This window comes from Rhodococcus sp. 15-725-2-2b (genome assembly GCF_002259075.1).
Taxonomy (GTDB): Bacteria; Actinomycetota; Actinomycetes; order Mycobacteriales; family Mycobacteriaceae; genus Rhodococcoides.
Window position 1 is genome coordinate 17,662 of record NZ_NPFL01000011.1, and the last position, 24,466, is coordinate 42,127.

The 24,466-nt window shown below is 65.3% G+C and carries 29 protein-coding genes and 4 tRNA genes; 25 read left to right on the forward strand and 8 right to left on the reverse strand.

Going from position 1 to position 24,466, the window contains the following annotated elements:
• Positions 1 to 39 precede the first annotated feature (39 nt).
• Complete coding sequence (locus tag CH306_RS13935; protein ID WP_032393924.1) at positions 40 to 483, forward strand: DUF6918 family protein; 444 nt, start codon at positions 40 to 42, stop codon at positions 481 to 483.
• Positions 484 to 567: 84 nt separating this feature from the next.
• Here CH306_RS13935 and CH306_RS13940 read toward each other — a convergent pair whose 3' ends face one another.
• The 4 genes from CH306_RS13940 to CH306_RS13955 are packed head-to-tail and all read right to left on the reverse strand — an operon-like array spanning position 568 to position 4,513.
• Complete coding sequence (locus tag CH306_RS13940) at positions 568 to 1,965, reverse strand: DUF2252 domain-containing protein (RefSeq protein ID WP_032393925.1); 1,398 nt, start codon at positions 1,963 to 1,965, stop codon at positions 568 to 570.
• A gap of 22 nt (positions 1,966 to 1,987) precedes the next feature.
• Positions 1,988 to 2,818 carry a siderophore-interacting protein gene (locus tag CH306_RS13945; protein WP_094646908.1) on the reverse strand — a complete coding sequence of 277 codons (831 nt, stop codon included), beginning with the start codon at positions 2,816 to 2,818 and terminating at the stop codon, positions 1,988 to 1,990.
• A 46-nt stretch (positions 2,819 to 2,864) separates the two neighbouring features.
• Positions 2,865 to 3,929 carry an AbrB family transcriptional regulator gene (locus CH306_RS13950; RefSeq protein WP_094646909.1) on the reverse strand — a complete coding sequence of 355 codons (1,065 nt, stop codon included), beginning with the start codon at positions 3,927 to 3,929 and terminating at the stop codon, positions 2,865 to 2,867.
• Positions 3,926 to 4,513, reverse strand: coding sequence for a flavin reductase family protein (locus CH306_RS13955; protein ID WP_032393928.1), 588 nt, complete (start codon positions 4,511 to 4,513; stop codon positions 3,926 to 3,928). The genes CH306_RS13950 and CH306_RS13955 overlap by 4 nt, the downstream gene beginning before the upstream one ends.
• A gap of 62 nt (positions 4,514 to 4,575) precedes the next feature.
• Here CH306_RS13955 and menD point away from each other — a divergent pair, with 62 nt between their 5' ends.
• On the forward strand, positions 4,576 to 6,186 hold the full coding sequence (menD, locus tag CH306_RS13960; RefSeq protein ID WP_094646910.1) for a 2-succinyl-5-enolpyruvyl-6-hydroxy-3-cyclohexene-1-carboxylic-acid synthase: 1,611 nt from the start codon (positions 4,576 to 4,578) through the stop codon (positions 6,184 to 6,186).
• Positions 6,187 to 6,200: 14 nt separating this feature from the next.
• On the opposite strand, the gene CH306_RS13965 is transcribed toward menD, so the two are convergent.
• Positions 6,201 to 6,704: a DUF2505 domain-containing protein gene (locus tag CH306_RS13965; protein WP_094646911.1), complete on the reverse strand. Its 504-nt coding sequence runs from the start codon at positions 6,702 to 6,704 to the stop codon at positions 6,201 to 6,203.
• 55 nt (positions 6,705 to 6,759) lie between these two features.
• Between CH306_RS13965 and CH306_RS13970 the strand changes: the two genes are divergently transcribed.
• From CH306_RS13970 to CH306_RS13985, 4 genes are all read left to right on the forward strand, one after another.
• Positions 6,760 to 7,200 carry a hypothetical protein gene (locus CH306_RS13970; RefSeq protein WP_045201015.1) on the forward strand — a complete coding sequence of 147 codons (441 nt, stop codon included), beginning with the start codon at positions 6,760 to 6,762 and terminating at the stop codon, positions 7,198 to 7,200.
• Complete coding sequence (locus tag CH306_RS13975) at positions 7,193 to 7,651, forward strand: glutaredoxin domain-containing protein (RefSeq protein ID WP_094646912.1); 459 nt, start codon at positions 7,193 to 7,195, stop codon at positions 7,649 to 7,651. The genes CH306_RS13970 and CH306_RS13975 overlap by 8 nt, the downstream gene beginning before the upstream one ends.
• Before the next feature lie 63 nt (positions 7,652 to 7,714).
• A complete protein-coding gene (locus CH306_RS13980; protein WP_179272897.1) occupies positions 7,715 to 8,854 on the forward strand; it encodes a glycosyltransferase family 4 protein in 1,140 nt (379 codons plus the stop codon).
• 14 nt (positions 8,855 to 8,868) lie between these two features.
• On the forward strand, positions 8,869 to 9,564 hold the full coding sequence (locus CH306_RS13985) for a demethylmenaquinone methyltransferase (RefSeq protein ID WP_082073920.1): 696 nt from the start codon (positions 8,869 to 8,871) through the stop codon (positions 9,562 to 9,564).
• Positions 9,565 to 9,570: 6 nt separating this feature from the next.
• Here CH306_RS13985 and CH306_RS13990 read toward each other — a convergent pair whose 3' ends face one another.
• On the reverse strand, positions 9,571 to 10,818 hold the full coding sequence (locus tag CH306_RS13990; protein WP_094646913.1) for a geranylgeranyl reductase family protein: 1,248 nt from the start codon (positions 10,816 to 10,818) through the stop codon (positions 9,571 to 9,573).
• A gap of 128 nt (positions 10,819 to 10,946) precedes the next feature.
• Between CH306_RS13990 and CH306_RS13995 the strand changes: the two genes are divergently transcribed.
• The 8 genes from CH306_RS13995 (at position 10,947) to htpX (ending at position 18,014) form a co-directional block, all read left to right on the forward strand.
• Complete coding sequence (locus CH306_RS13995; RefSeq protein WP_045198988.1) at positions 10,947 to 11,633, forward strand: HAD family hydrolase; 687 nt, start codon at positions 10,947 to 10,949, stop codon at positions 11,631 to 11,633.
• Positions 11,630 to 12,643, forward strand: a complete 1,014-nt coding sequence (gene phnD / locus CH306_RS14000; RefSeq protein WP_045198991.1) for a phosphate/phosphite/phosphonate ABC transporter substrate-binding protein — start codon at positions 11,630 to 11,632, stop codon at positions 12,641 to 12,643. The genes CH306_RS13995 and phnD overlap by 4 nt, the downstream gene beginning before the upstream one ends.
• Positions 12,644 to 12,647: 4 nt before the next feature.
• Positions 12,648 to 13,436 (forward strand): phosphonate ABC transporter ATP-binding protein, encoded by a 789-nt coding sequence (phnC, locus tag CH306_RS14005; protein WP_045198993.1) that lies wholly within the window; start codon positions 12,648 to 12,650, stop codon positions 13,434 to 13,436.
• Positions 13,433 to 14,227 (forward strand): phosphonate ABC transporter, permease protein PhnE, encoded by a 795-nt coding sequence (phnE, locus tag CH306_RS14010; protein WP_045198995.1) that lies wholly within the window; start codon positions 13,433 to 13,435, stop codon positions 14,225 to 14,227. Before phnC ends, phnE (CH306_RS14010) begins: the two co-directional genes overlap by 4 nt.
• Positions 14,224 to 15,060, forward strand: a complete 837-nt coding sequence (gene phnE / locus CH306_RS14015; protein WP_045198997.1) for a phosphonate ABC transporter, permease protein PhnE — start codon at positions 14,224 to 14,226, stop codon at positions 15,058 to 15,060. The genes phnE (CH306_RS14010) and phnE (CH306_RS14015) overlap by 4 nt, the downstream gene beginning before the upstream one ends.
• Before the next feature lie 7 nt (positions 15,061 to 15,067).
• Positions 15,068 to 15,925, forward strand: coding sequence for a MurR/RpiR family transcriptional regulator (locus tag CH306_RS14020; protein ID WP_045198998.1), 858 nt, complete (start codon positions 15,068 to 15,070; stop codon positions 15,923 to 15,925).
• Positions 15,926 to 16,051: 126 nt separating this feature from the next.
• A complete protein-coding gene (locus CH306_RS14025) occupies positions 16,052 to 17,071 on the forward strand; it encodes a polyprenyl synthetase family protein (RefSeq protein ID WP_032393941.1) in 1,020 nt (339 codons plus the stop codon).
• A 73-nt stretch (positions 17,072 to 17,144) separates the two neighbouring features.
• On the forward strand, positions 17,145 to 18,014 hold the full coding sequence (gene htpX, locus CH306_RS14030) for a zinc metalloprotease HtpX (RefSeq protein WP_045199000.1): 870 nt from the start codon (positions 17,145 to 17,147) through the stop codon (positions 18,012 to 18,014).
• Between the two features lie 79 nt (positions 18,015 to 18,093).
• On the opposite strand, the gene CH306_RS14035 is transcribed toward htpX, so the two are convergent.
• Positions 18,094 to 18,594 (reverse strand): YajQ family cyclic di-GMP-binding protein, encoded by a 501-nt coding sequence (locus tag CH306_RS14035; protein ID WP_045199002.1) that lies wholly within the window; start codon positions 18,592 to 18,594, stop codon positions 18,094 to 18,096.
• 174 nt (positions 18,595 to 18,768) lie between these two features.
• Here CH306_RS14035 and CH306_RS14040 point away from each other — a divergent pair.
• From CH306_RS14040 to rplA, 11 genes are all read left to right on the forward strand, one after another.
• Positions 18,769 to 18,851 (forward strand) — tRNA-Tyr (locus tag CH306_RS14040).
• A 149-nt stretch (positions 18,852 to 19,000) separates the two neighbouring features.
• Positions 19,001 to 19,073 (forward strand) — tRNA-Thr (locus CH306_RS14045).
• Positions 19,074 to 19,135: 62 nt separating this feature from the next.
• Positions 19,136 to 19,208, forward strand: a tRNA-Met gene (locus tag CH306_RS14050).
• A gap of 81 nt (positions 19,209 to 19,289) precedes the next feature.
• On the forward strand, positions 19,290 to 19,457 hold the full coding sequence (gene rpmG, locus CH306_RS14055; protein WP_027498281.1) for a 50S ribosomal protein L33: 168 nt from the start codon (positions 19,290 to 19,292) through the stop codon (positions 19,455 to 19,457).
• Between the two features lie 140 nt (positions 19,458 to 19,597).
• Positions 19,598 to 20,110: a (3R)-hydroxyacyl-ACP dehydratase subunit HadA gene (gene hadA / locus CH306_RS14060; protein ID WP_045199004.1), complete on the forward strand. Its 513-nt coding sequence runs from the start codon at positions 19,598 to 19,600 to the stop codon at positions 20,108 to 20,110.
• A complete protein-coding gene (gene hadB / locus CH306_RS14065) occupies positions 20,097 to 20,522 on the forward strand; it encodes a (3R)-hydroxyacyl-ACP dehydratase subunit HadB (RefSeq protein ID WP_032393945.1) in 426 nt (141 codons plus the stop codon). The genes hadA and hadB overlap by 14 nt, the downstream gene beginning before the upstream one ends.
• 186 nt (positions 20,523 to 20,708) lie before the next feature.
• Positions 20,709 to 20,781: transfer RNA gene (locus tag CH306_RS14070), tRNA-Trp, on the forward strand.
• A 30-nt stretch (positions 20,782 to 20,811) separates the two neighbouring features.
• A complete protein-coding gene (secE, locus tag CH306_RS14075) occupies positions 20,812 to 21,288 on the forward strand; it encodes a preprotein translocase subunit SecE (protein WP_045201020.1) in 477 nt (158 codons plus the stop codon).
• A gap of 65 nt (positions 21,289 to 21,353) precedes the next feature.
• A complete protein-coding gene (nusG, locus tag CH306_RS14080) occupies positions 21,354 to 22,178 on the forward strand; it encodes a transcription termination/antitermination protein NusG (RefSeq protein WP_045199006.1) in 825 nt (274 codons plus the stop codon).
• A gap of 64 nt (positions 22,179 to 22,242) precedes the next feature.
• Entirely contained in the window at positions 22,243 to 22,677 is a 435-nt protein-coding gene (gene rplK / locus CH306_RS14085) for a 50S ribosomal protein L11 (protein ID WP_008713829.1), read from the forward strand.
• 81 nt (positions 22,678 to 22,758) lie between these two features.
• Positions 22,759 to 23,478 (forward strand): 50S ribosomal protein L1, encoded by a 720-nt coding sequence (gene rplA, locus CH306_RS14090; protein ID WP_027498276.1) that lies wholly within the window; start codon positions 22,759 to 22,761, stop codon positions 23,476 to 23,478.
• A 77-nt stretch (positions 23,479 to 23,555) separates the two neighbouring features.
• Here rplA and CH306_RS14095 read toward each other — a convergent pair whose 3' ends face one another.
• Positions 23,556 to 24,461, reverse strand: coding sequence for an alpha/beta fold hydrolase (locus CH306_RS14095; protein ID WP_045199008.1), 906 nt, complete (start codon positions 24,459 to 24,461; stop codon positions 23,556 to 23,558).
• Positions 24,462 to 24,466: the final 5 nt, after the last annotated feature.

A 24,466-nucleotide genomic window follows, 5' to 3' on the forward strand; every position in this document is an offset into this window, starting at 1 on the left:
CGCGACGGGGCCGCTGACACATCTGGGAGGAAGTTCGAAGTGGTTGCTGCACTCAAGGATTCGCTGCTCGACGAGTCGAAGGCCGACGCTCTGCGCGTCGACGTTCTGGCTCTGATCGATGCCGAGGTCGCGGACAAGAAGGGCGCGAGTGGCCTCGCGGTCAAGGGGGGATACGGCGCAGTGAAGAAGGTCGGGCCGTCGTACATCGACAGCGCGGTCTCGGCTCTGTGGCCCGATTTCGTCGACAAGCTCGACCCGTTCTGGCAGTCGTACAACGCTGCCCCGCAGGGCACGTTCGGTGACTATCTCGTCGCCAACGGCGACGCCGCATCGGACGCGCTGCTCTCGGTCACCGATGCACGCATCGAGGAGACCGACAAGTCCGTCGTCAAGAAGTTCTACGGCAGCCTGCGTGGCTCGGCGAAGAAGAACGTCATCGAGGCACTGCCTCGCGTGGGTGACCTGGTCGCCAAGCACGCCTGAGCGGCTTCGCCGCATGTAAGCAGAAACTCGTAGCCTGCTACGAGGTGGGAGTGGAGCCTGCGGAACGACCCAAGGGCTCCACGCTCACATGCGCGTAGCGCTCAATCGCTCCCAGTCGGCTTCCGTCTGATCCGCGTACAGCTGCGCGAAGCGGCACAGCGCCACCTCGAGGGCATCGGAATCACCCGCGTATCCCGAGATCATCGACGCGCCGCTGGTGCGCGCGTGACCCTTCGCCAGCAGACGGCCCACCACCCGTGCGTAGTCGACCAGCGCGGGTGCATCGATCGACGACAGGTCGATCGTCCCCTTCATGTTGCGGAACTGCCGCACGTAGTACTGCCGTCCGGCGATGGTCGTCCAGCCCAGTAGCGGATCGCTGACGGTCTGCAGATCCTGCTGATACTCGACGACGCGTTGCCCCTGATGGTCGTGCCAGGCCGATTCGCCGTGCACGTACGGTGCCAGCACCGAGCGTCTGGCCTGCTTGAGCTGGAGAAACACCACGTCGTCCTCGCTGGTGCCCTCGAGCAGAGCCACATACGCCCGCAGGCCGACGCTGCCGACGCCCACCACGCGGTGCGCCACGTCGATCAACGTGTATCCACCGAGCACTCGACGCCAGTGTGGGGTGAGGGTGAGCAGATACTCGTCCAGTCCGACGGCGAGAAGCTCCTCGTCCTTCGCCGAGATGCGCGTGGTGATCGGCGGCTCCTCGACGATTCTGCGTTTGCCCTCGTGCTTCTCGGTGAAACGCGGCAGAACGCGGTCACTGGTGCGTCGACGCGCCTTCTTGGTGGCGCGTTTGATCTCCTTGCGCAGCGAGCCTTCGGTGGCGTCACGCTGCAGCTTCTCGGCGGTCAGACGCTGGAACGAACGCGACATCAGCGGCTCGTCGGCAAGTCTGGCCACCTCGATGCGGTACGCGGACACACAGGCGGTGACGGCGTCACGGCACTGATCCTCGGTGCGGCCGTTCTGCCGCCCGGCCACCCAGATGCTCGCGGCGAGGCGTCGTAGATCCCACTCCCAGGCTCCCGGGTGGGCCTCGTCGAAGTCGTTGAGGTCGATGACGAGGTCACGTTCCGGTGAGGCGTAGAAACCGAAGTTGCCGAGGTGGGCGTCGCCGCTGATGACCGGGTTGATGCCGGTCGACGGCAGCATCGCCACGTCTCGGGCCATGACGATGGCCGTGCCGCGCAGAAAGCCGTAGGGGGACTCCACCATCCGCTCGAGGCGCGTCGGTATCAGCCACTCGATGCGGCCCTGGTGCGAGTAGTCGATCTGCTTGACCGGGTCGGGTCGATCCGGTGGTGCCGCCCAGTCACCCAGGGAGGCGATCGGAACCTTCTCGCGTAGGCGTCGACCCAGTTCGTAGCGCTCGGCGCGGGGGAGAGGACGGGCTCGCAGCGAGGCGAACGACGCGCCGTCCACCTCGACCGAGTCGGTGACGACCGTGTGACCTTTTCCCAAGCCGGACATGTGAGATGACACTAATCCAGTGCTATCCGGCGGCTTTACCGAACTTCCAGTATCCGGTGAAGCAGATGCTGGATTTCGGTACTGCGCGGTCGTTCACCAGGTATCTGCGCAGGCCCGTCGCCAGGCCCTGCTCGCCGGCCACGTAGACGTACGGGGTGCCGCCGGGAAGTTCGGCCTGCTGCACCTCGGTCAGTGCGGCCTCGCCGGGTTTGGCATGCCGGTCGGGTCGGACGATCCAGTTCAGCTCGACGCCCGGCGGCACGTCCTGATGCTGGATGTCTGCCTCGGTGGGGACTTCGACGAACGCCACGGCCCGCAGGTCCGCAGGCGAGGATCGCAGTATGCCGAGAATTGCAGGAGCAGCACTTTCGTCGCCGACGAGCAACTGCCACGAGGGTTCGGTGTCCGGGTTGTAGATGCGCCCCTCGTCGAGAATCGCGACTCGGTCTCCGGGTACGGCCTGCGCAGCCCACGACGACGCCGGACCTGCCTCGCCGTGTTCGCCGCCGTGTGCGACGAAGTCGACGTCGAGCTCCGCACCCTCGCTGAATCGGCCCTGGCCTGCGGGCCGGAAGTCGCGGACGGTGTAGTTGCGAACCACCGGTCTGGTGTCCTTGGAGAAGGTCAGATACTGGGCATACCAGAGTTTGGAGGTCGTGCTGGGTATGCGGGGTTCGCTCTGCCCCGGTTGCGGCAGGAACAGTCGAAACCACTGGTCGTAGCCCATGTACCGGTAGTCCGCGAGCGACTCGCCCCCGAGGGTGATTCTGACGAAACCGGGACTGACCTTCTCGGCGGCGAGGACGTGCAGACGGTAGAACGCCGGGTGATCGGGTTTGACGTACTTGGCCATGCCGGTGAGATTAGTGGACCCTAACTCCGAATGGGGTCGCGTCGATTCACTCGGGTCGATCTCGTCGGTAGTGCTGGACGACCTTCGCTCCCATCGGCACCGCGAACAGCATCATGAACACTCGGATCACCTGCGCTGCCACGACGAACGTGACGTTCGCTCCGGTCGATGCCGCGATCGCCAGTACCGCGTACACCCCACCCGGGGTGGTCGCGAGGTAGCCCTCGTATCCGCTGGTGCCCGTCGACGAGGCCAACCACAGCCCCAGCAACGCGCACCCGACGGTGACGGCGATGATGAGCAGCAACGCGGACGGCAGCACCCGCGAGATGGACTTCAGGCTCGCGACGGTGAATCGCAGACCCGCTTGCCACCCGATCACGATGTACGCCGCCCACAGCAGCAACGTGGGAACCGATGCGTCGAACGAGAACCCGAGGACATCGGCGCACGTGGCGATGATCAGTGGGCCCAGCAGTGCGGGGGCAGGAAAGCGCAGCGCACGCGCGAGCAGTACGCCGATCGCGCCGCAGACCAGCACGAAAACCAGGTCCACGTACAGCGGAGCTCCGGAATCGGCGATCGCGGTCGAGTGCCCTGGCTGCGCCCGGAACACCAGCGTCGCCACCAGCGGCAGGGTGGTGGTGACGAGAACGACCCGCAGGTACTGCACCACCGCAACGACGCGTTCGTCGCCGCCGAGTTCCTGGGCGATGGCCACCAGGCCCGACGCGCCGCCCGCGACCAGTGCCAGCGCACCGGTCAGTGAATCGATGTCCTTGCGCAGTCCCAGCAGCGCGCCCGCGGCGATGGACAACAGGAGCGTTCCGACGCATGCCAGCAGCACCGGCAACCACGCATCGCCCAGTGAGCCGAGTGTGTCTCGTTGCACCAGCGTCCCGATCTCGACGCCCAGCACCGCCTGAGCCGCCATGCCGAGCCGTCGCGGCAGCGGAGCGCGCTCGGTGCCCGTGGTCGGTGCCCAACCTGCGAGAGCGAAGACCACCCCCACCAGCAACGCGACGAACAGGGCTGCCGATGGAACCCCGAGGGCGTCCGCACCGACCGTCAGTCCGACGGTGACGAGAACCAGCAGCGACCAGCGAATCAAGAAGGGCGCTCGATTTCGCGAACCTCGGGCGGCAAGCCCCACTCGGTACGGCCGAGGCGGCTCAGCGGGGCGATGGCGTCGAACTCGGGGAGGCCGTCCTCGGCCAGATATTCGGGACGGACTGACAGAGCGACGACGGTGCCCATGACGACGAAGCAGTTACCCACTTCGACGACGCGATGCAGCGTCGCCTCGATGGCGATCGGAGCGGCGGCCACGCGCGGTGGTGTCACGACGGTGCTGGGCTCGCTCTCGATCCCGACGGCTTCGAATTCGCTGACGCCGTGGTCGAAGCTCGCCGAACTGCTGTTGACCTGATCCACCAACGGTGCCGTCGCCAGGTTCACGACGAACTCGCCCGTGGCCTCGATGTTGCGAAGACTGTCCTTGCGGGTCACCGAGGTGAACTGCACGACGGGCGGTACCACCGAGGACACCGTGAAGAAGCTGTAGGGGGCGAGGTTCGCCACACCGTCGGCGGAGACGGTGGAGATCCACGCGATGGGCCTGGGTACCACCGAAGCGGTCAGGAGCTGGTAGAAGCGACCGGGAGCGACCTCGTCGGGCCGAAAGACTGTACGCACACCTCAATACTGTCAAAGCCCGGTTGCGGCGGCTGACCGACGCATCTGACACTCTGGAAACTGTGAATCCGTCCACCGCACAGGCCACCGCAGTCGTCGACGAATTGGCGCGCAGCGGGATCCGAGACGTCGTGCTCTGTCCCGGCTCGCGGAACGCTCCGTTGGCGTTCGCGTTGCAGGAGGCGGACGTCGCCGGTCGTCTGCGGTTGCACATGCGGATCGACGAGCGAACCGCCGGCTTTCTGGCCATCGGGCTGAGCCTGGGCAGCGGTCAGCCCGTCCCTGTGGTGATGACGTCGGGAACCGCGGTCGCCAATCTGGGGCCTGCTGTCCTCGAAGCGAACTACGCACGCATTCCGCTGATCGTCATCAGCGCCAACCGCCCGTACGAGATGCTCGGGACCGGCGCGAACCAGACCATCGAGCAGCTCGGCCTGTTCGGATCTCAGGTCCGCGCGACGATCAGTCTCGGGCTCGCCGAGGAAGGGCCCAAGCAGAACAGTCAGTGGCGCAGTGCGGTCTCACGGGTCATCGCCGCAGCGCGCGGCGCACGCTCCGGCAACGCGGGCCCGGTGCACTTCGACATTCCGCTGCGTGAGCCGTTGGTGCCTGCGGTCGGAGACCCGGGTGCCCGTCCGGAGGGTCGGCCCGACGGAATGCCGTGGACCTCGACCACCCAGGCGACACTGGACGTTCCCGTCGAACTGGATCTGACGATCGACACCGTGGTCGTCTCCGGTCACGGCGGTGCCGTGCGTCCGGAGCTCGCCGGGCTGCCGACCGTCGCCGAGCCGACGGCGCCCCTGCACGGAATCCCGTTGCATCCCTTGGCTCTCGCGCAGTTGAAGCCGCGCCAGGCAGTCATCACCGGGCGGCCGACGCTGCATCGCCAGGTCTCGGCTCTGTTGGCCGACCCTGCGGTCGACGTCATCGCGCTGACCACCGGACCGCGCTGGCCCGACGTCTCCGGCAACGTCCTGGCCACCGGCACTCGGGCAGTCACCACCGGCGCGCCCGACCCTGCCTGGATCACGCGCTGCGCCGCTCTGTCCGAGAAGGCCGAACTGGCTGTGCACGAACAACTTCGAGAGCATCCCAAGCCGACGGGGCTGCACGTGGCCGACGTGGTGATGTCCGCGCTGCAGCCCGGAGACCAGCTGGTGCTCGGAGCCTCCAACCCCGTGCGCGACGCGGCCCTGGTGGCGACCCCGACCCCGGACGTGAAGGTTCTCTCCAACCGCGGCGTGGCCGGCATCGACGGCACCGTCTCGACGGCCATCGGTGCCGCGATGGCCGGAAAGCGCCGCACCATAGCGCTTCTGGGTGATCTGACATTTCTGCACGACGCGGCGGGCCTGCTCATCGGCACCGGTGAACCGCGTCCCGACGACCTGACGATCGTGGTCGCCAACGACGACGGCGGCGGCATCTTCGAGCTCCTCGAACAGGGCGACCCGCAGTACGCGGGGGTGTTCGAGAGAGTGTTCGGCACACCCCACGGCATGGATCTCGGCGCGCTGTGCGGTGCCTACCGTGTGGAGCATCGACTGGTCGATTTGGCCGATCTGGCAACCGAACTCACCGGCCGTGCCACGGGAATCAGAGTGCTGGAAGTGACCACCGAGCGATCGGGACTGCGGGATCTACACACAGCGATCAGGGCGCGGCTGTAACGCGTGGTAGGTCGTCAGCCTTTTTGCGCCGCAACCCATTCGAGGGTTTCGCCGGTTTCCTGATCGATCATGTCCTTGATCATCTTGTTGATCAGGTCCTCGATCTTGCCGCCGACGAGTGGAATCTTCACCGTCGATTCGCCCTTGACGATCAACTTCGCACCGGTTCCGTCGGGTCGAAGGGACAGCGTGCCGTTCACCTTGGCCGGTAGACCGGTGGTGCCGCCGATGAGGGTTCCCTCGGCATGGTCGCCCTCGAGCGGACCCCAGTGATCGGTGCGGGAGACGATCAGCTTGCCCTTGATGACCTTCGTGACGAAGCCGGGGAGTTCGGAGGTGCCGACCTCTTCGGTGATGTCGACCGTCAGACCGCCGTCCTCGTGCTTGGTCATTTCGTACCCGTCCGTCTTCTTCGCCTTGGCGAAACGGGCTGCCCACTGGGCCTCGCTGGTGAGTGCTGAGTGCACGTCGGCGGGGGGATTGGACGATTCGACGGTGAACTCGAAGCTGCGCGACATGAGTGCAGACGCTACCCGAGCGGCGTCGCGTCGGCTGCGAAGTAACCTGATCGCTGTGACCGCTACCGACAGAGCCAGCCGAACGCTGTACCGGACCCGGCTGGTCGTGCTCGTGGTCGCCGGCGCGATTTCGGTCCTCGCCGTGCTTCTGGTGGTCGGAGCCTGGCGCAACGACGTCACCATCGATTCCGACAAGGGCACCGCCACCGCCGAGGTGCTGTCCGCGGGCAAGTTGCGCTCGGCCGTCAGCTTCATCACCCCCGACGGCGTGACACACAACCCGGCGCTCGGCGTGCTGTACCCCACCAACCTCATCGCCGGTCAACGCATCGAGGTCGAGTACTACAAGGCAGACCCGGACGTCGAACTGGTGCGCGTCGCCGGCCGCGACGCTACCGTCGCTATCGTTCCGGCCGGGTCGGTCATCGTCGTCACCTGGCTGATCGCCGGGCCGGTGCTGTTCTGGTTACGACGCAAGGAGGCCCGGAATGCGTAATGCCAAGCAGTGGATCATCGCTGCCCTCGCCGCGGTGGCCGGGTTCGCGCTGGTGAACTTCGGCAACACTGCGTCCTCGATCGTGGTCTTGGTGCTCGCCGTTGGGTTCGTTCTCGCCCTGACGACGCCGGTGCTGTACCCCCGGTCCCTGTCCGACGACGCCTCGCGCACTCTGGCGACTCGGAATTCGGTGCCGTTGGTCTACTGGCGTCCTGGATGCATCTTCTGCCTGCGGTTGCGGGTAGCGCTGCTGCTGCGCGGAAAGAAAGCCGTGTGGGTGAACATCCGCAAGGATCCGGCAGGAGTGGAGCCTGCGGAACGACCATTCAACGCTGCGGCCGCGCGGGTTCGGTCGGTCAACGACGGCAACGAGACGGTCCCGACCGTGTTCGTGGGCTCCGAACACCGCACCAACCCCGATCCGTCGTGGGTGCTCGCGCAATTCGTGTGACGTTGGCCCACACGTAACGTTGTCCATACCTGGCCGACTGCGGGGCCGCCCACACTGAGGACCGTGCGAGTAGCCATCGTTGCGGAATCGTTCTTGCCCAACATGAACGGCGTCACCCACTCGGTGATCCGTGTCCTCGAACACCTCGACAAGACGGGGCACGACGCCATCGTCATCGCCCCGGACAATCCGTCCGGCCCCAGAGCCGCGACGTGGCACGACGACGTTCCGGTGCACCGGGTGCCGTCGATCATGGTCCCCAAGGTCAGTTCGCTGCCCGTCGGAGTGCCGGGCCTCGGCATGGTCTCGGCGATGCGCGCCTTCGCCCCCGACGTCGTCCATCTCGCGTCACCGTTCCTGCTCGGAGCAGGCGGTCTCGCCGCCGCCAACCGACTGGATGTGCCTGCTGTTGCCGTCTACCAGACCGATGTCGCCGGTTTCGCCGCCAGTTACGGCCTCGGCCTGACGTCCAAGGCCGCGTGGCGCTGGACGAGGAGACTGCACCGCGGCGCGGCCCGCACCCTGGCACCGTCCACCTCCGCCGTCGACGCACTGGAGCTGCACGGAATTCCGCGCGTGCACCGATGGGCCAGGGGAGTGGACGCCGTCCGCTTCGCACCCTCGGCCACGTCGCAGACGCTCAGAACCCAGTGGGGAGCGAACGAGAAGCTGATCGTCGGATTCGTCGGCAGGCTCGCCCCGGAGAAGCACGTCGAGCGGCTCGCCGTACTGGCCACCGACCCGTCGATCCAGTTGGTGATCGTCGGCGGCGGACCCGACACAGCGGCGTTGCAGACCCTGATGCCCGGCGCGATCTTCACCGGTCAACTCGGCGGCGACGAACTCGCTCGGGCCTACGCCAGCTTCGACATCTTCGTCCACCCCGGCGAACACGAAACCTTCTGCCAGGCAGTCCAAGAGGCCCTCTCCAGCGGCGTCCCCGTCATCGGACCCGACGCCGGGGGCCCGCGCGACCTGGTCTCGCACTGCCGCAACGGATACCTGCTGCCGGTCGACAAGTTCACCGAGCTGCTGCCCAGTGCCGTAGGTGCCCTCGCCGAACCCACCACCCGCGCACGATTCGGCGACGCGGCCCGCAAATCCGTTCTGCACCGAACCTGGCCCGCCATCTGCGACGAACTGATCTCGCACTACTACGACGTGCAAGGCATCACAGCGCCGCAGGCAGTGAACGTTGCTTGAGTAGTCTGGACCCTGTGGCCCAGACATCACGCGCAACCCTGGCAAAAGAGCCCCACGAGGTGGCGTCGATGTTCGACGGCGTCGCCCGTCGATACGACATCACCAACACCGTTCTCTCGTTCGGGCAGGACCGCAGTTGGCGCAAGCTCACTCGGCGAGCGTTGGATCTGAAACCCGGCGAGCGTGTTCTCGATCTTGCTGCAGGCACCGGTGTCTCCACCGTCGAACTCGGTCGCAGCGGAGCCTGGTGCGTGGCCACCGATTTCTCCAAGGGCATGTTGCAGGCCGGATTGCAGCGAGGTGTTCCGATGGTCGCAGGCGACGCGATGGCACTGCCCTACGCCGACGCCAGCTTCGATGCCGCCACCATCTCGTTCGGCCTCCGCAACGTCTCGGACTTCGATGCCGGACTGCGCGAGATCGCCCGCGTCACCAAGCCCGGCGGCAGGCTCGTCGTCTCGGAATTCTCCACGCCGGTGTTCGGTCCGTTCCGCACCGTGTACATGGAGTACCTGATGAAGGCGTTGCCGAAAGTCGCACGCGCGGTGAGCAGTAACCCCGACGCGTACGTCTACCTCGCCGAGTCCATCCGCGCTTGGCCGACGCAGGAACAGTTGGCGCAGCGCATCGCCGACGCCGGCTGGACCGACGTGCAGTGGCGCAACCTCACCGGCGGAATCGTCGCGCTGCACAAGGCAACTCGACCGTAGCGCGGTTCACGAGAACGGCGGCCGGGAATCGACTTTCAACGATCCGCTTCCCGATGCCCGCCACGTGCGCGCTACGAGGTCGCTGTCGGCCTCGGTGATGAGGTTGCCCATGCAGCGGACGGCAACTTTCATCAGCGCCCGCGAGCGCATGCCCACCGGTCCTGCAGCCGGTAGGAATCTCGGCACGGTCAACAGTCCGGCGAGGCGTCGGGCGATGGAGAAGGCCTGCCCGTAGTGCTCGCGCAGCAGGCTCGGCCACGCGTCGGTGAGGTCGGGGTGATCGAGCAGGTCGACGACCATGCGGCCGCCTTCGAGTCCGTAGTCGATGCCCTCGCCGTTGAGTGGGTTCACGCAGGCTGCGGCGTCACCGATGATGGCCCAGTTGGTGCCTGCGATGCCCGAGACCGCTCCGCCCATCGGCAGCAGCGCCGACGCCACCGAGCGCAGTTCCCCGCCGAGGTCCCATTCGCCGCGACGCTGGTGGGTGTAGAGGTCGAGAAGCGGGCGCAGCGCTCCGGGTGCAGGCCGCTTGGCGGTGGCCAAGGTGCCGACGCCGATGTTGATGGTCCCGTCGTTCAGCGGGAAGACCCAGCCGTAACCGGGCTGCAGAGTGCCTGCGGCGTCACGTAATTCGAGGTGTGAGCTGATCCATTCGTCGTCGCTGCGGCCCGAGTCGATGTAGGCGCGAGCCGCGACGCCGAATGCGGTGTCGCGATGCCACTGTCGCCCGAGTTGCTTGCCCAGAGTGGAACGGACACCGTCGGCGACGATCAGTGTGCGACAGGAGATCTCGTGGGCTCCGGTTGCGGTCTGGAGTGTGACAGAACGGACCGAATTGCCGTCGCGGGTGACGGCGACAGCCTTGGCTCCCTCGGCCATGACGGCCCCGGATTCGACCGCGACGACGCGAATCCTGTCGTCCAATTCGGTTCTGGGGACGGCACTTCCGATGGTCGGCAGCGATCTGCTCGGCCACTCGAGTTGTAGTTCCTGGCCGAATCCGCTCAGTCGCAGTCCCCGGTTGCGCGCCTTGCCGCGCACCCACTCGCCCAGACCCAACTGATCGAGCTCGGCGACGGCACGTGGCGTCAACCCGTCACCGCACGTCTTGTCGCGGGGAAAGACTGCCGCGTCGGCCAGGGCGACGTCGCGGCCGGATCGCGCGGCCCATGCCGCAGCGGACGATCCTGCGGGGCCCGCGCCCACGACCAGAACGTCGGTCGCGGTGGGTGGGACGGGGTGGGGGGTGCTCACGAGTTCCAGTATCCCGACCGGAGCGACTCGGTGCCGTGAAGGGGCTCCGGTTAACGCCGTGTGAACGCTTGTTTCATAGATTCAGAATCTATGGACGGATCGTTCATGGCGGGTCTAGCGTCTCTCACGTGCACCAACCGATCCTCCTCCTCGACTTCGACGGCACCGTCTGCCTCGGTGACGACCCGGTCTGGGCCTACGCAGACGCGGTGGCCGAATCTCTCGACCGCATCTCCGCCGCAACTCTCCGTGCCGGGTTGACGGCTTTCCTGGACCGCGGCGCGGGGGAGTACCTCGACGGCTACTCCGCCGTCCAGCAGCTGTCGGTGGGAGTGGACGCTGCTGTTCTCGCCGCCGCATACGCGCAGTCCCGCGAGCGCCTCGCCGCAGGTGAGCTCGAGGTGTGGGCACCGGCCGGGCTCGCGGATTTTCTCGATCTCGTCCGCGCCGACGTGGTTGTGGCCACCAATGCCCCGCGGCGCGGCGTGATCGAAACCCTCGACCGGCTCGGTCTGACCGCGGCTGTCGATCATGTCGTCACCGATGCAGGCAAGCCCGAGAAGATGCCCGCGCTGGTGGACTCGCTACTGGGCGCGCGATCACCCCATCTGTTGGCCAGTGTCGGCGACATCTGGCGCAACGACCTCGACGCACCGCATCGGCGCGGTGCCGTCACCGCTTACATCGACCGCCACGGTCACCCCCGCCCTGAAGCGACGTTCTCCGCCTCGTCGTTTCCGGCGTTGTACGACGAACTTCTCGAATGGTCGACCGATCCAGCAGCATTCGCACTCACCCACGAAGGACAGTCATGAGAATCCGCACTCCCTTGCTCGCGGTGGTTGCCACCGGACTGCTCGCCGCCTCGCTCGCCGGATGCGGAGCCCGCGACGAGTCCACCACCGAATCCTCGGCTGCGTCGCCCTGTACCGGGTCCAGCTCGGCAGATGCAGCCGACCCGTCGGAGCTGACGCTGGCACTCGTCCCCTCGGGCGACGCCAACAAGCTCGTCGAAACCGTCAAGCCGCTGCAGGACGCGCTCACCGAGCGCCTCGGCATCCCGGTCCGCGGCGTCATCACACAGGACTACCAGGCGGCGGTGGAGGCCATCGGTGCCAACCAAGCCCAGATCGGCATGCTGCCGCCGCTGCAGATGGTGCAGGCCTGCAACAAGTACGGGGCCGAGCCGGCTCTGCAGACCGTGCGCAAGGGCAAGACCACCTACGCCGCGCAGTTCTACACCAACAACCCCGACAAGTACTGCGACGACGCTCCCGTCACCGGAGCCAACGGCCTGCTGTACTGCAACGGAACCGAAAGCGGCACGGGTCCGGCCGGATTGGACTCGCTGAGCAAGATGAACGGTGCCAAGACCGTCATGCTGCAGTCCGCGTCCTCGGCCGGATTCGTCTTCCCCTCCGCCGCATTGAAAGAGGCCGGTATCGACTCCACCACCGATCTGGACCTGACCCAGGTCACCTCGCACCCGGCGGCAGTGCTGTCGGTGAACAACGGCGACGACGAAGTGGGCGTGTCGTTCTGGGACGCCCGCGAGACCGTCGTCGCCGACACCCCCGATGTGGCGAAGAACCTGGTGGTGTTCGCACTGACCAACGAGATCCCCAACGACGGCGTCTCGATCAGCAGTTCGCTGAGCCCTGATCTGCAGCAGCGCATCTCGGACGCGATGGAGGACTACGCGTCCACCCCCGAGGGCGTCGAGGCCCTCACGGCGATCTACCAGATCACCGGTCTCGACAAGGCGGACCCTGCAGCGCTGCAGCAGGCGCAGACCGAGGCGGACACTATCGGCCTGGGGAACTGATCGAATGAGCGGCGACGGCATCGCATTCGACAACGTCTCGGTTACCTACGCGGGCGGCCACACCGCGCTCGACGGAGTGACTCTCGATATTCCGGCGGGTCAGATGGTTGCCGTCGTCGGCTTGTCCGGGGCAGGAAAGTCCACGTTGATCCGCACCATCAACGGCCTCGTGCCGGTCACCTCCGGCACCGTGACCGTCGGTGATCGCGCCGTGAACAATCTGAGCAGCAAAGGGTTACGCGATCTGCGCGGAGACGTCGGAATGATCTTCCAGGGCTTCAACCTCGCCAAGCGCACCAGCGTGCTGAACAACGTGATGATGGGCCGGCTGCACAGCTCGCCGATGTGGCGAACCCTGCTCGGTGCCTGGTCCGCGGAAGACACCGAACTGGGCATGCAGGCGCTCGAGCGAGTCGAGATAGTCGGCAAGGCCTACGCGAAGGCGTCGTCCCTCTCCGGCGGTCAGCAGCAACGGGTCGCCATCGCCCGGGCACTGGCACAACAACCGCGAGTGATCCTCGCGGACGAACCGGTGGCCTCGCTCGATCCGCCGACGTCGCACGTCGTCATGCGAGACCTGCAGCGCATCAACGCAGAACTCGGCATCACCGTGGTGGTCAACCTGCACTTCCTCGATCTCGCCCGCCGCTACGGCGACCGGCTGATCGGGTTGCGCGACGGCAAGGTGGTGTTCGACGGCCATGGCCGCGACGCCGACGAATCGGTGTTCGAGAGCATCTACGGCCGCTCGCTGACCGCCGAGGACGTGCTGGAAGCCAAGGCAGAGCTGTGAGCGCTTCTGTTTCCACTCGGCCGGTGAAGCCGCGTTCGGCATGGAAAACCGTTGTGACACTTGCCGTCATCGGACTGATCACCGTCTGGGCGGGCGTCGGTGTCGGTGCCGACCTGGGTGACATCATCGACAACTGGGGCAACGCCACCGGCAAGCTGATCCAGTTGATGCAGCCGGACTACTGGTTCTTCCCCGAGACCGTCGACGCCATCCTCGAGACCCTGCAGATGGCCGTCATCGCGACCGCCATCGGTGCCGCGATCTCCTTTCCGCTCAGCTTCGCGGCCTCACGCGTGACCAACCCGAATCGGCCGCTCCTGACGGTCGTGCGCGGAATCATGAATGTCGTTCGCGCCGTACCTGATCTGTTGTACGCAGCGGTGTTGGTCGCGGTGGTCGGGACGGGAGCGCTGTCGGGAATTCTGGCGCTGATCGTGTTCAACGTCGGCATCATCGTCAAGCTCGTCTCCGAGGCACTCGACTCCGTCGATCGCGGTCCGCAGGAAGCGGCCCTCGCTGCCGGAGGCACCTGGATTGCGGCCGATCGCAGTGCTGTTGCGCCGCAGATCTTTCCGGCGTTCGTCTCGCAGAGTCTCTACACGTTGGAGCTGAACGTCCGAGCCTCGGCGGTCATCGGACTCGTCGGCGCAGGTGGCCTCGGCATGCTCATCGACAACGTCCGCACCTTCTACAAGTATCACCAGCTCAGCCTCATCATCCTCGAGATTCTCGTCATCGTCCTGGCGCTGGAACTGATCTCGTCCTGGGCCCGTCGAAAGTTGGTCGGATGAGCGTCATCGACCGCACCACCCGTGCCACTCCGGCCCGGCCGCGCAAACCACGCAACCCCCTGCGCACCGCCGTGTGGGTAGGCATCCTCGCCGTGTTCGCACTGTCGTTGTACGGCATCGAGATTCGCTGGGACAGATTGCTCGACCTGCCACAGAACCTGGTGCGCTACGCCGGCCTGATGTTCGCGCCACCGGACGTGTCCGCACTCGGCAAGGCCGTCTCGGCCACCATCGAATCGGTGCAGATGGCCTGGTTCGGAACGGTGCTCGGCATCGTCGTGTCGTTTCCGCTGAGCTTCCTCGCAGCCGCGAACATCGGGCCGCTCTGGCTGCGATGGCCGCTGCGCATCGTGTTCGCCGTCATTCGTGCAGTCCCCGAGGTCGTCATTGCCATCCTCATTCTGTCCGTCACCGGGCTGACCGCGTTCACCGGCGCACTCGCGATCGCCATCGGCTCGGTCGGCACTCTCGGCAAGTGGGGCTACGAGGCCATCGAAGGCGCGGAGAAAGGTCCGATCGAAGCGGCCCGAGCGGCAGGCGGCTCGACGGCCCAGATCGTGCGGTGGGGACTGTGGACCGACGTCGCACCCGAGGTGTTCGCCTTCTGGCTCTATCGCTTCGAGATCAACGTCCGCGCATCGGCCATCCTCGGTCTGATCGGTGCAGGCGGCATCGGCAGCATGTTGGTGGACAACGTGCAGTACCGCCAGTGGGGCGCGGTCGGCATGCTGCTGATCGTCGTCGTGGTCATCACCGTGCTCATCGACCAGGTCTCCGGTCAGGTGCGTCGACGCATCATCGACGGGAGCTGGGGATGGCAGAGAAAAGTATGAGCAAGATATGAGCATGGATCTCGCGCCCGGTGGAGTCGTGCCGCACATCCGATCGATCATTCCGTCGTTGCTGCCGGCCGAGCGGGCCGTCGCCGAGGTGTTTCTCCGACGTCCCGCCGACATCGTCGAGATGTCCTCGCAGCAGGTCGCCGACGCGGCCGGGGCGTCACGGGCGTCGGTGGTGCGTACCTGTCAGAGTCTCGGCTTCGGTGGTTATCAGCAGCTGCGAGTCTTGCTCGCGCGCGATGCGGCCCGGGCGTTGCCCGCGCAGGAGCGGTCGGCGGACGGTCCGTTCGCGATCGTGACGGAGACCTTCGCCCATGTCGGAGATTCCATCGCGGCGATGACGGCACTGTTGACCACCGAGGATGTCACTCGCGCGGTGGCTGCGCTCGCCGGTGCCGAGTCCGTCGTGGTCATCGGCAACGGACTCTCGGCCGCGTTGGCCGCCGATACCGATGCCAGGATGCGTTCGGTCGGCCTGCGCTCGCACGCACCGACCGACTCGATCGCGCAGCAGGTCGCCGTCCGGCTTCTCACCGATCGCGATGTGGCCCTGATCATCAGCGGATCGGGTGCCACGAGTGCATCGACCAAGGCCGCTCAGGCCGCTCGGGATCGGGGAGCCACCGTGGTCTCGGTGACGTCCTTTGCTCGCTCGACCCTGGCGGCCGCGTCGGACATCGCACTGGTGGTGGGCATGCGCGACCTCAGCTTCCAGCGCGAACTCGCCGTCACCAGCCGGATTCCGCACGTGATCCTGCTCGAAGGTCTGATGGCCGCTCTGACGGACGCCTTGGGTGACAGAGCGTCGGCAGCGATGGCCGCGACGCTGGAAGTCATCTCCGGCAACCTCGGTGAGTGAAGCGTCACCTGTGGTCGGTGACACCGTCGCACCGGTGTGCACGCTAGGTTCACTACGGTAGAAGGCGAGCAGCGGCGCTGAAGTCGCTGCTGCCGGCATGTCGACGACAGGACAGGGACCAACATCGTGAGTACAGACGACGCTGCCGTAGCAACGGTCGTTGCCGGAGTCGACCTGGGTGACCCGGAGCTCGCGCGATCCGTCGCCGACGGCCTCGCACGCGTCGAAGAGCTGATGATCAGTGAGCTCTCCGATGGTGAGGAGTTTCTCACCGAGGCTGCGTTGCACCTGGCCAAGGCCGGCGGAAAACGATTCCGGCCCCTGTTCACCGTGCTCACCGGCCAGCTGGGACCGTCGCCGACCGATCCGGCGATCGTCACCGCGGCCACGGTTGTCGAACTGGTCCACCTGGCGACGCTCTATCACGACGACGTCATGGACGAGGCGTCGATGCGTCGAGGTGCCGAGAGCGCGAACTCACGCTGGGGTAACAGTGTGGCGATCCTCGCGGGCGACTACCTGTTCGCGCACGCGTCTCGTCTGGTGTCCACCCTTGGACCCGACGCCGTGCGCATCATCGCCGAGACCTTCGCAGAACTCGTCACCGGTCAGATGCGCGAGACCATCGGAGCCAAGAGCACCGACGATCCCGTCGCGCACTATCTGAAGGTCGTGTGGGAGAAGACCGGTTCGCTCATCGCATCGTGTGGACGCTTCGGCGGAACCTTCAGCGGCGGCGATGCCGAGCACGTGGGACGACTCGAGCGCCTGGGCGACGCGGTCGGTACCGCCTTCCAGATCTCCGACGACATCATCGACATCTCCTCGGCCACCGAGCAGTCCGGCAAGACTCCCGGCACCGACCTGCGGGAGGGCGTACACACTCTGCCGGTGCTCTTCGCGCTGCGCGAGGACGGTGCCGACGGCGATCGACTGCGCGAGATCCTCGCCGGTCCGGTCACCGAGGACGCTCTGGTCACCGAGGCTCTCGAGCTGCTGCAGCGGTCACCGGGAATGATCTCGGCCAAGAGGACACTCGGCGAATACGCCGCTCGGGCACACGCAGAACTCGCACTGCTGCCGCAGGGACCGGCCAACGATGCGCTCGGCCGGTTGGTGGATTACACCGTCGAACGCGTGGGCTGACGACCGGGAACTGCCGGTCGGGGTGTTTTCGTTGATCGGGTAGTAGCACCCGGTACGAGGAGGCACTTCGGACATGAACGGTTACGCGAACGGCGCAAAGACATTCGGCCTGCTGGTCGGGATGTCGGCGCTCATCGTCTTCATCGGCTCGCTGTTCGGTAACGCGACCATTCTGATCGGCTCGATCGTCCTGGCGGTTGGCGTCAACGGTTACGCGTACTTCAACAGCGCGAAGATGGCCCTGCGATCGATGCACGCGGTGCCGGTGAGCGAACTCGAGCAACCGGCGATGTATCGGATCGTGCGGGAGTTGGCGACGACGGCTCATCAGCCGATGCCTGCGCTGTACGTCAGCCCCACCAACAACCCCAACGCGTTCGCCACCGGACGCAATCCGCGCAACGCCGCGGTGTGCTGCACCGAGGGCATCCTGCGCATTCTCGACGAGCGTGAACTACGAGCGGTGCTCGGTCACGAGCTCTCGCACGTCTACAACCGCGACATTCTGATCTCGTCGGTTGCCGGGGCGATGGCTGCCGTCATTTCGGGCCTGGCCAACCTGGCCTTCTTCGCCAACGTATTCGGCGGACGCGGCAACGGAGGCGCGAACCCGATCGCGCTGCTGCTGGTGTCGATGCTGGGGCCCATTGCGGCCACCCTGGTACGGCTGGCGGTCTCTCGTTCGCGTGAGTATCAGGCAGATCAGTCGGGGGCCGAGCTGACCGGAGATCCGCTGGCGCTGGCCTCGGCGCTCCGCAAACTCGAGCGGGGCGTGCAGTTGGCACCGTTGCCGCCCGAGCCACGATTGGCAGCCGAGTCGCATCTGATGATCGCCAATCCGTTCCGCATCGGCGACAAGGCGGGTCGACTGTTCGCCACCCACCCGCCGATGGCCGACCGCATCGAGCGACTCGAGCGGATGGCAGGCCACCGGCCGTACTGACGGAGCCTGCGGGAACGACCCATGTGAGCAGAAATTCGTAGCCTGCTACGAATTTCCGCTCACGTGCGGCGAAGCCGCTCTAGCGGTAGTTGACGAACTGCAGTGCGATTCCGAAGTCCTCGTTCTTGAGCAGCTGCTGGATGGCTTGCAGGTCGTCGCGCTTCTTGCTGCTCACGCGCAGTTCGTCGCCCTGGATCTGGGCCTTGACGCCCTTGGGGCCGTCGTCGCGGATCTTCTTGGTGATCTTCTTGGCGTTCTCGGTGGTGATGCCCTGCACGAGCTTGCCGGTGACCTTGTAGACCTTGCCGGACGCGGCCGGATCGTTGGCTTCGAACGCCTTGAGGGAGACATCGCGTCGGATGAGCTTCTCCTTGAACACGTCGAGGGCGGCCTTGACCTTCTCCTCGGATTCGGAGGTGATCACGATGGTCTCGGACTCGCCGCTGCCGGACCATTCGATGCTGGTGTCCGATCCTCGGAAGTCGAAGCGGGTCGCCAGCTCCTTCGCGGCCTGTCCGAGAGCGTTGTCCACTTCCTGTCGGTCGACCTTGCTCACTACGTCGAAGGACGAATCAGCCACTTCTCACACTCTCCAGTCGAATCGAAATGTTGTTTGGCGGTGGTGTCGGTCCACATCCCGCAGGGACTTTATCGGCCCGCTACCGACCGTATCCACCCGGTTTGCGTTCCGGGGGGACGTTCGTTGTATTCTTCTCACCGCGCCGAAGAGCAGTACGGGCTTCGATCGCATCACGGCAGATTGCCCGAGCGGCCAATGGGAGCGGACTGTAAATCCGTCGGCTTATGCCTACGTAGGTTCGAATCCTACATCTGCCACACCTGGAACCCCGGCGAGGATTTTCCTCGCTGGGGTTTCCATGTGAAGAGGGACATGTTGGGCTCGCTGACCACGCAATTTGGTACTGGGCGCTCCGAATGTGTAACCTCTTGAAGGCTTCAGCGCACGGCAACATGCGTAGTTGCTCGCCCCCTTAGCTCAGTCGGTAGAGCGTTTCCATGGTAAGGAAAAGGTCAACGGTTCGATTCCGTTAGGGGGCTCGCTGGATTGGATGGCTCGACGTCGCGTTCCCCGCGTGGGATGGTGGACGGTGAGCACCTGAGGCGGTGTAGCTCAGTTGGTAGAGCAAACGACTCATAATCGTTGCGTCGCCGGTTCAAGTCCGGTCACCGCTACACAGTAGGCAAGCACGACCCGTAGCACTCATGAACAGTCCTGATTGACCCTGATCAGATTTACCCGAAAGTAGGCGTCCAGTGGCCTCCTCCACCGATGTGCGGCCCAAGATCACCTTGGCCTGCGAGGTTTGCAAGCACCGCAACTACATCACGAAGAAGAACCGTCGGAACGATCCCGACCGCATCGAGCTGAAGAAGTTCTGCTCCAACTGCGGCACGCATCGGGCTCACCGCGAATCTCGCTAGTTCCGCTCGGCTCGCTGGTCGCAGATCCGTTCACCAGTCGGCGCCCGGCGTTAGGACACACTTCTCCCCCTAACGGCTCTTGCGTCCAGGGTAGAAAAGGTTGTCTTTCCGTGTCACAAGCTCAGCACGACGTCCCGGCCATGGATGCGTCCGCTCACGCGGCGTCCATGGTCGGTTCTCATTTCCGCGTCGACGACTTCTACGAGGTCGGCCGCGAGAAGGTTCGTGAGTATGCGCGTGCCGTCCAGGATTTTCATCCCGCGCATCACGACGAGGACGCAGCGAAGGGCCTCGGCTACGACGGTCTCATCGCGCCCTTGACCTTCGTGTCGCTGCTCGGAATCATGTCGCAGACCCGGATGTTGCAAGAGGTCATCACGGGATACGACCCGAGTCAGATTCTGCAGACCGATCAGAGGCTGGAATTCCATCGCCCGCTCCAGGTGGGCGATCGAATCTTCTGCGACGTGTATCTCGAGTCGTTCCGGCAGATGAGCGGCAGCGACATCATGACCACCAAGAACATCATCACCGATCAGAACGGCGATCTCGTTCAGACGACCTGGACGACCATCGTGGCGCGTACCGGCGGTGAGATCGACGAGAACATCGCCCATGCGGTGAAGGAAGTGATCAGGCATGGCGCTTCGTAACTTCGACGACGTGTCGGTCGGCGACGAGCTTCCCGAGCGCGTCGTTTCGCTCACCCGCGGTGACCTGGTGAACTATGCGGGCGTGTCCGGCGATCCCAACCCGATCCACTGGAGCGACGAAGTCGTCGAATTGGCCGGATTGGACGACGTCATCGCTCACGGGATGTTGACGATGGGTCTCGGTGCCGGTTTCGTCACCTCGTGGCTCGGCGACCCGGGTGCGGTCACCGAGTACAACGTGCGCTTCACCAGTGCGGTGCTCGTCCCGGTCGATTCGCCTGCGTCGGTGGAGTTCACCGGCAAGATCAAGGCAACCGACGCCGAGACGCGAACCGCGACCGTCGCCATCGTCGCCAAGTCCGCCGGCAAGAAGATCTTCGGGCGAGCCACCGCAACGGTGCGCTTGGCCTGAGCACGGGTCGGTCCGGTCGAGCTCGTTCACGGCCGGGACGACGGGATTTATCTGTTCCGAAGGGTGTGCAGTACACTGAGATTTCTGGGGTAATTCGGCGCTCTGCGCTGCCCGCGTCCTCTTCCAGAGGTAGTGCGGCAGCGACCGGCCGAATGGACACCAGAGCGGCCGAGAAGTTTCGGCCGAAGGGGCGTAGCTCAATTGGTAGAGCAACGGTCTCCAAAACCGTAGGTTGCAGGTTCAAGTCCTGTCGCCCCTGCCCAAGGTGTCAGCAACTGAGAGGAACGACGTGAGCGAGGAGCGCGGTAAGCGCGACGGTCGATCGGAGGAGTTCGAGAACTCTTCGGCTTCAGACGACGTCGCACCTGGCTCCGAGGGCCGTCCTTCCGATGCTGACACCACTGCCGGTGAATCCGCTGCAGACGCCGTGGTGCCCACCGGCAAGCGATCGACCAGCAGGTCCCGCGGCAGCGCTGCGGGCGTGTCGATGTCCAAGGCTCCGGCCGCGACCACCACGCCGGCGAAGGTCAAGACCGGTAGGACGCGATCGGGCAACGTCAAAGCCGACAAGCGGCCGAACGTGTTTCTGCGTCTGTTGCAGTTCTTCCGTGAGGTCGTCGCCGAGCTTCGCAAGGTCATCTGGCCGAACAAGAAGCAGATGGTCACCTACACCACCGTCGTGCTCGTCTTCCTGACGTTCATGGTCGCGTACATCAGTGGCCTCGACGTGCTCTTCATCCAGGGCGTCGGCTGGCTGTTCGGCTGACCGATCGCAGCTGCGTGACCCATCGACGATCGAACCGAGCAGGAAACTAGAGAAAGGGTGCTGACGTGAGCACGCCGCACAACGACGCCACCGAAGTGGCCGCATTCGACGCCGATGTCGAGGCGACCAAGCAGGGCCTCGAAGCGGAGCAGGCCGCTCAGGACCGCGAGACCGACGAAGCAATCAAGGCCGATGTCGCCGCTGCCGCCGGTGAGGATGTCCCCGCCGAAGACGGCGAGACTGCCGACGCAGATGTGACAGCCGAGCCCGAGGATCCCGTTGCCGAGATGAAGGCGGCTCTGCGCCGCGCTCCCGGTGACTGGTACGTCATCCACTCGTATGCCGGATACGAGAACAAGGTCAAGGCGAACCTCGAGACCCGCGTGCAGAACCTCGACGTCGGTGACTACATCTTCCAGGTGGAAGTTCCCACCGAAGAGGTCACCGAGATCAAGAACGGTCAGCGCAAGCAGGTCAACCGCAAGGTTCTGCCCGGCTACATCCTCGTTCGCATGGAGCTCAACGACGAGTCCTGGGGAGCGGTCCGCAACACCCCGGGCGTCACCGGCTTCGTCGGTGCCACTTCGCGGCCGTCACCGTTGACCATCAACGAGGTCGTCAAGTTCTTGATGCCGCAGGAAGGTGCCAAGAAGGACGCGAAAGCGACCGCAGGCGCAACCGATCAGGGCGGCGACACCACGTCGAAGCCGGCCATCGAGGTCGACTTCGAGGTCGGCGAGTCGGTCACCGTCATGGACGGCCCGTTCGCCACCCTCCCCGCCAGCATCAGCGAGGTCAACGCCGAGCAGCAGAAGCTCAAGGTGCTGGTATCGATCTTCGGCCGTGAGACACCGGTCGAGCTCGGCTTCACGCAGGTCTCCAAGATCTAGTAGCCGAGCACACAGACTTGCAGTAGCAACCGCAAGAAACCCGAGCGAATACAAGGAAAAAGAAATGCCCCCGAAGAAGAAGAAGCTAGCCGGGATCATCAAGCTTCAGATCCAGGCCGGTGCCGCCAACCCGGCACCGCCCGTCGGCCCCGCGCTGGGCCAGCACGGCGTCAACATCATGGAGTTCTGCAAGGCGTACAACGCCGCGACCGAGTCGCAGCGCGGCAACGTCGTGCCGGTCGAGATCTCGGTCTACGAAGACCGCACGTTCGACTTCAAGCTGAAGACTCCCCCCGCTGCCAAGCTGCTGCTCAAGGCCGCAGGCGTGGCGAAGGGTTCCGGCGAGCCGCACAAGACCAAGGTCGCCAAGGTGACCATGGACCAGGTGCGCGAGATCGCCAAGACCAAGCAGGAAGACCTCAACGCCAACGACATCGATCAGGCCGCGAAGATCATCGCCGGCACTGCTCGCTCGATGGGCATCACCGTCGAAGGCTGATTCTCAGCCGTCAAGCAAGACACGTGGGAGAGCCGGCCAGGCTCGTCAACCACACTGAACTCGAACGAAGGACAGTAAGACATGGCAAAGCGCAGCAAGGCCTACCTCGAGCAGGCCGCAAAGATCGACCAGGACAACCTCTACTCGCCTCTCGAAGCCGCGAAGCTGGCCAAGGAGACCGCGTCGAGCAAGTTCGACCCCACCGTCGAGGTCGCAGTGCGTCTCGGCGTCGACCCTCGCAAGGCCGACCAGATGGTGCGCGGCACCGTCAACCTTCCCCACGGCACCGGCAAGACCGCTCGGGTTATTGTTTTCGCCGCTGGTGAGAAGGCTGCAGAGGCCGAGGCAGCAGGAGCCGACGTCGTCGGCGCAGAAGATCTGATCGAGCGCATCCAGGGCGGATTCCTGGACTTCGACGCCGCGATCGCCACCCCGGATCAGATGGCCAAGGTCGGCCGTATCGCCCGTGTCCTCGGACCGCGTGGCCTGATGCCGAACCCGAAGACGGGCACGGTCACCAACGATGTGACCAAGGCCGTCAACGACATCAAGGGCGGCAAGATCAACTTCCGCGTCGACAAGCAGGCCAACCTGCACTTCGTCATCGGCAAGGCCTCGTTCGACGAGACCAAGCTGGTGGAGAACTACGGCGCTGCGCTGGACGAGATCCTGCGTGCGAAGCCGTCGTCGGCCAAGGGTCGTTACGTCAAGAAGGTCACCGTCTCGACCACCACCGGACCCGGCGTCCAGGTCGATCCGAACCGCACGCGCAACCTCCTCGAGGACGACGCGAACGCGTAAATCAGTTCAGCATCATCACGAAGGCCGGCACCGATTCATCGGGTGCCGGCCTTCGTTGCGTGATGAGGTCCGTGGTGCTACGCAGCTCGCGCGAAATTGGCCAGGATGATCCCGGCGATGCGGTCCAGCAGTGCTGCGGGCAGGTCGTGGGCCATGCCGTCGATCAGCGTCAACTCGGCCCCGGGGACGGCACGGGCGATGGCCTTGCCTCCCGACGGTCGCACCAGTTTGTCCGCGGTGCCGTGGATGACCGTGGTGGGTGCGGTGATTTTCTTCGTGTACGGCCGCAGACTGCCGGTGCCGGTGATGGCGGCCATCTGCCGGACTACACCGGACGGGTTGTAGTTCCGCTCGTACATCACCTGTGCGATCTCGAGCTGCTCTTCCGGCGGAGTGCGGTAGCCGGGGGAGCCGATCGCGGCGAGCGTCTTCGCCGAGTGCGCGATGATCTCGTCCTTGGTGGCGTCCTTCCCGACGCCGCCGATGAGCGGCAGCAGCGCGCGTGGGTCGGGTGGCGGTAGAAACGGCTCGTTGGTGCTCGAGAAGAGGATGCCCACAGACTTCGTTCGGTCGGGATAACTTCCGGCGAACACCTGGGTGATCATTCCGCCCATGGAGGCACCGACGACGTGCGCCGAGTCGATGTCGAGATGGTCCAGCACGCCGACGGCGTCGGCCGCCATGTCCGTGATCGTGTACGGCACGTCCGAGGACATCCCGAACTCGTGCCGGATCAGCCGAAGGATCTGGGAACCTCGTACCTTCTGCCCGGTCATCTTGGTGGACAACCCGATATCGCGGTTGTCGATGCGGATCACCCGGTAGCCGGCGTCGACGAGACGGGTGCAGAAGTCCATGGGCCACAACGTCAATTGCGCGGACAGGCCCATGATGAGCAGCACTGCGGGATCGTCGGTCGACCCCATGTCCTCGTATGCGATCTCGACGGAGTTCGTCGGCGCGACACCTTGTTCGATTCTCATGGTCT

Bases quoted from the DNA above. Each gene is read 5' to 3' on its own strand.
- CH306_RS13975 (WP_094646912.1), top strand. From the start codon at position 7,193: ATGCGTAATGCCAAGCAGTGGATCATCGCTGCCCTCGCCGCGGTGGCC.
- phnE (WP_045198997.1), top strand. From the start codon at position 14,224: ATGAGCGTCATCGACCGCACCACCCGTGCCACTCCGGCCCGGCCGCGC.
- hadB (WP_032393945.1), top strand. From the start codon at position 20,097: ATGGCGCTTCGTAACTTCGACGACGTGTCGGTCGGCGACGAGCTTCCC.
- phnC (WP_045198993.1), top strand. From the start codon at position 12,648: ATGAGCGGCGACGGCATCGCATTCGACAACGTCTCGGTTACCTACGCG.
- CH306_RS14020 (WP_045198998.1), top strand. From the start codon at position 15,068: ATGAGCATGGATCTCGCGCCCGGTGGAGTCGTGCCGCACATCCGATCG.
- CH306_RS13940 (WP_032393925.1), bottom strand. From the start codon at position 1,965: ATGTCCGGCTTGGGAAAAGGTCACACGGTCGTCACCGACTCGGTCGAG.
- rplA (WP_027498276.1), top strand. From the start codon at position 22,759: ATGGCAAAGCGCAGCAAGGCCTACCTCGAGCAGGCCGCAAAGATCGAC.
- CH306_RS14095 (WP_045199008.1), bottom strand. From the start codon at position 24,461: ATGAGAATCGAACAAGGTGTCGCGCCGACGAACTCCGTCGAGATCGCA.
- htpX (WP_045199000.1), top strand. From the start codon at position 17,145: ATGAACGGTTACGCGAACGGCGCAAAGACATTCGGCCTGCTGGTCGGG.
- phnD (WP_045198991.1), top strand. From the start codon at position 11,630: ATGAGAATCCGCACTCCCTTGCTCGCGGTGGTTGCCACCGGACTGCTC.
- CH306_RS13965 (WP_094646911.1), bottom strand. From the start codon at position 6,704: ATGTCGCGCAGCTTCGAGTTCACCGTCGAATCGTCCAATCCCCCCGCC.
- rplK (WP_008713829.1), top strand. From the start codon at position 22,243: ATGCCCCCGAAGAAGAAGAAGCTAGCCGGGATCATCAAGCTTCAGATC.
- hadA (WP_045199004.1), top strand. From the start codon at position 19,598: ATGGATGCGTCCGCTCACGCGGCGTCCATGGTCGGTTCTCATTTCCGC.
- CH306_RS13945 (WP_094646908.1), bottom strand. From the start codon at position 2,818: ATGGCCAAGTACGTCAAACCCGATCACCCGGCGTTCTACCGTCTGCAC.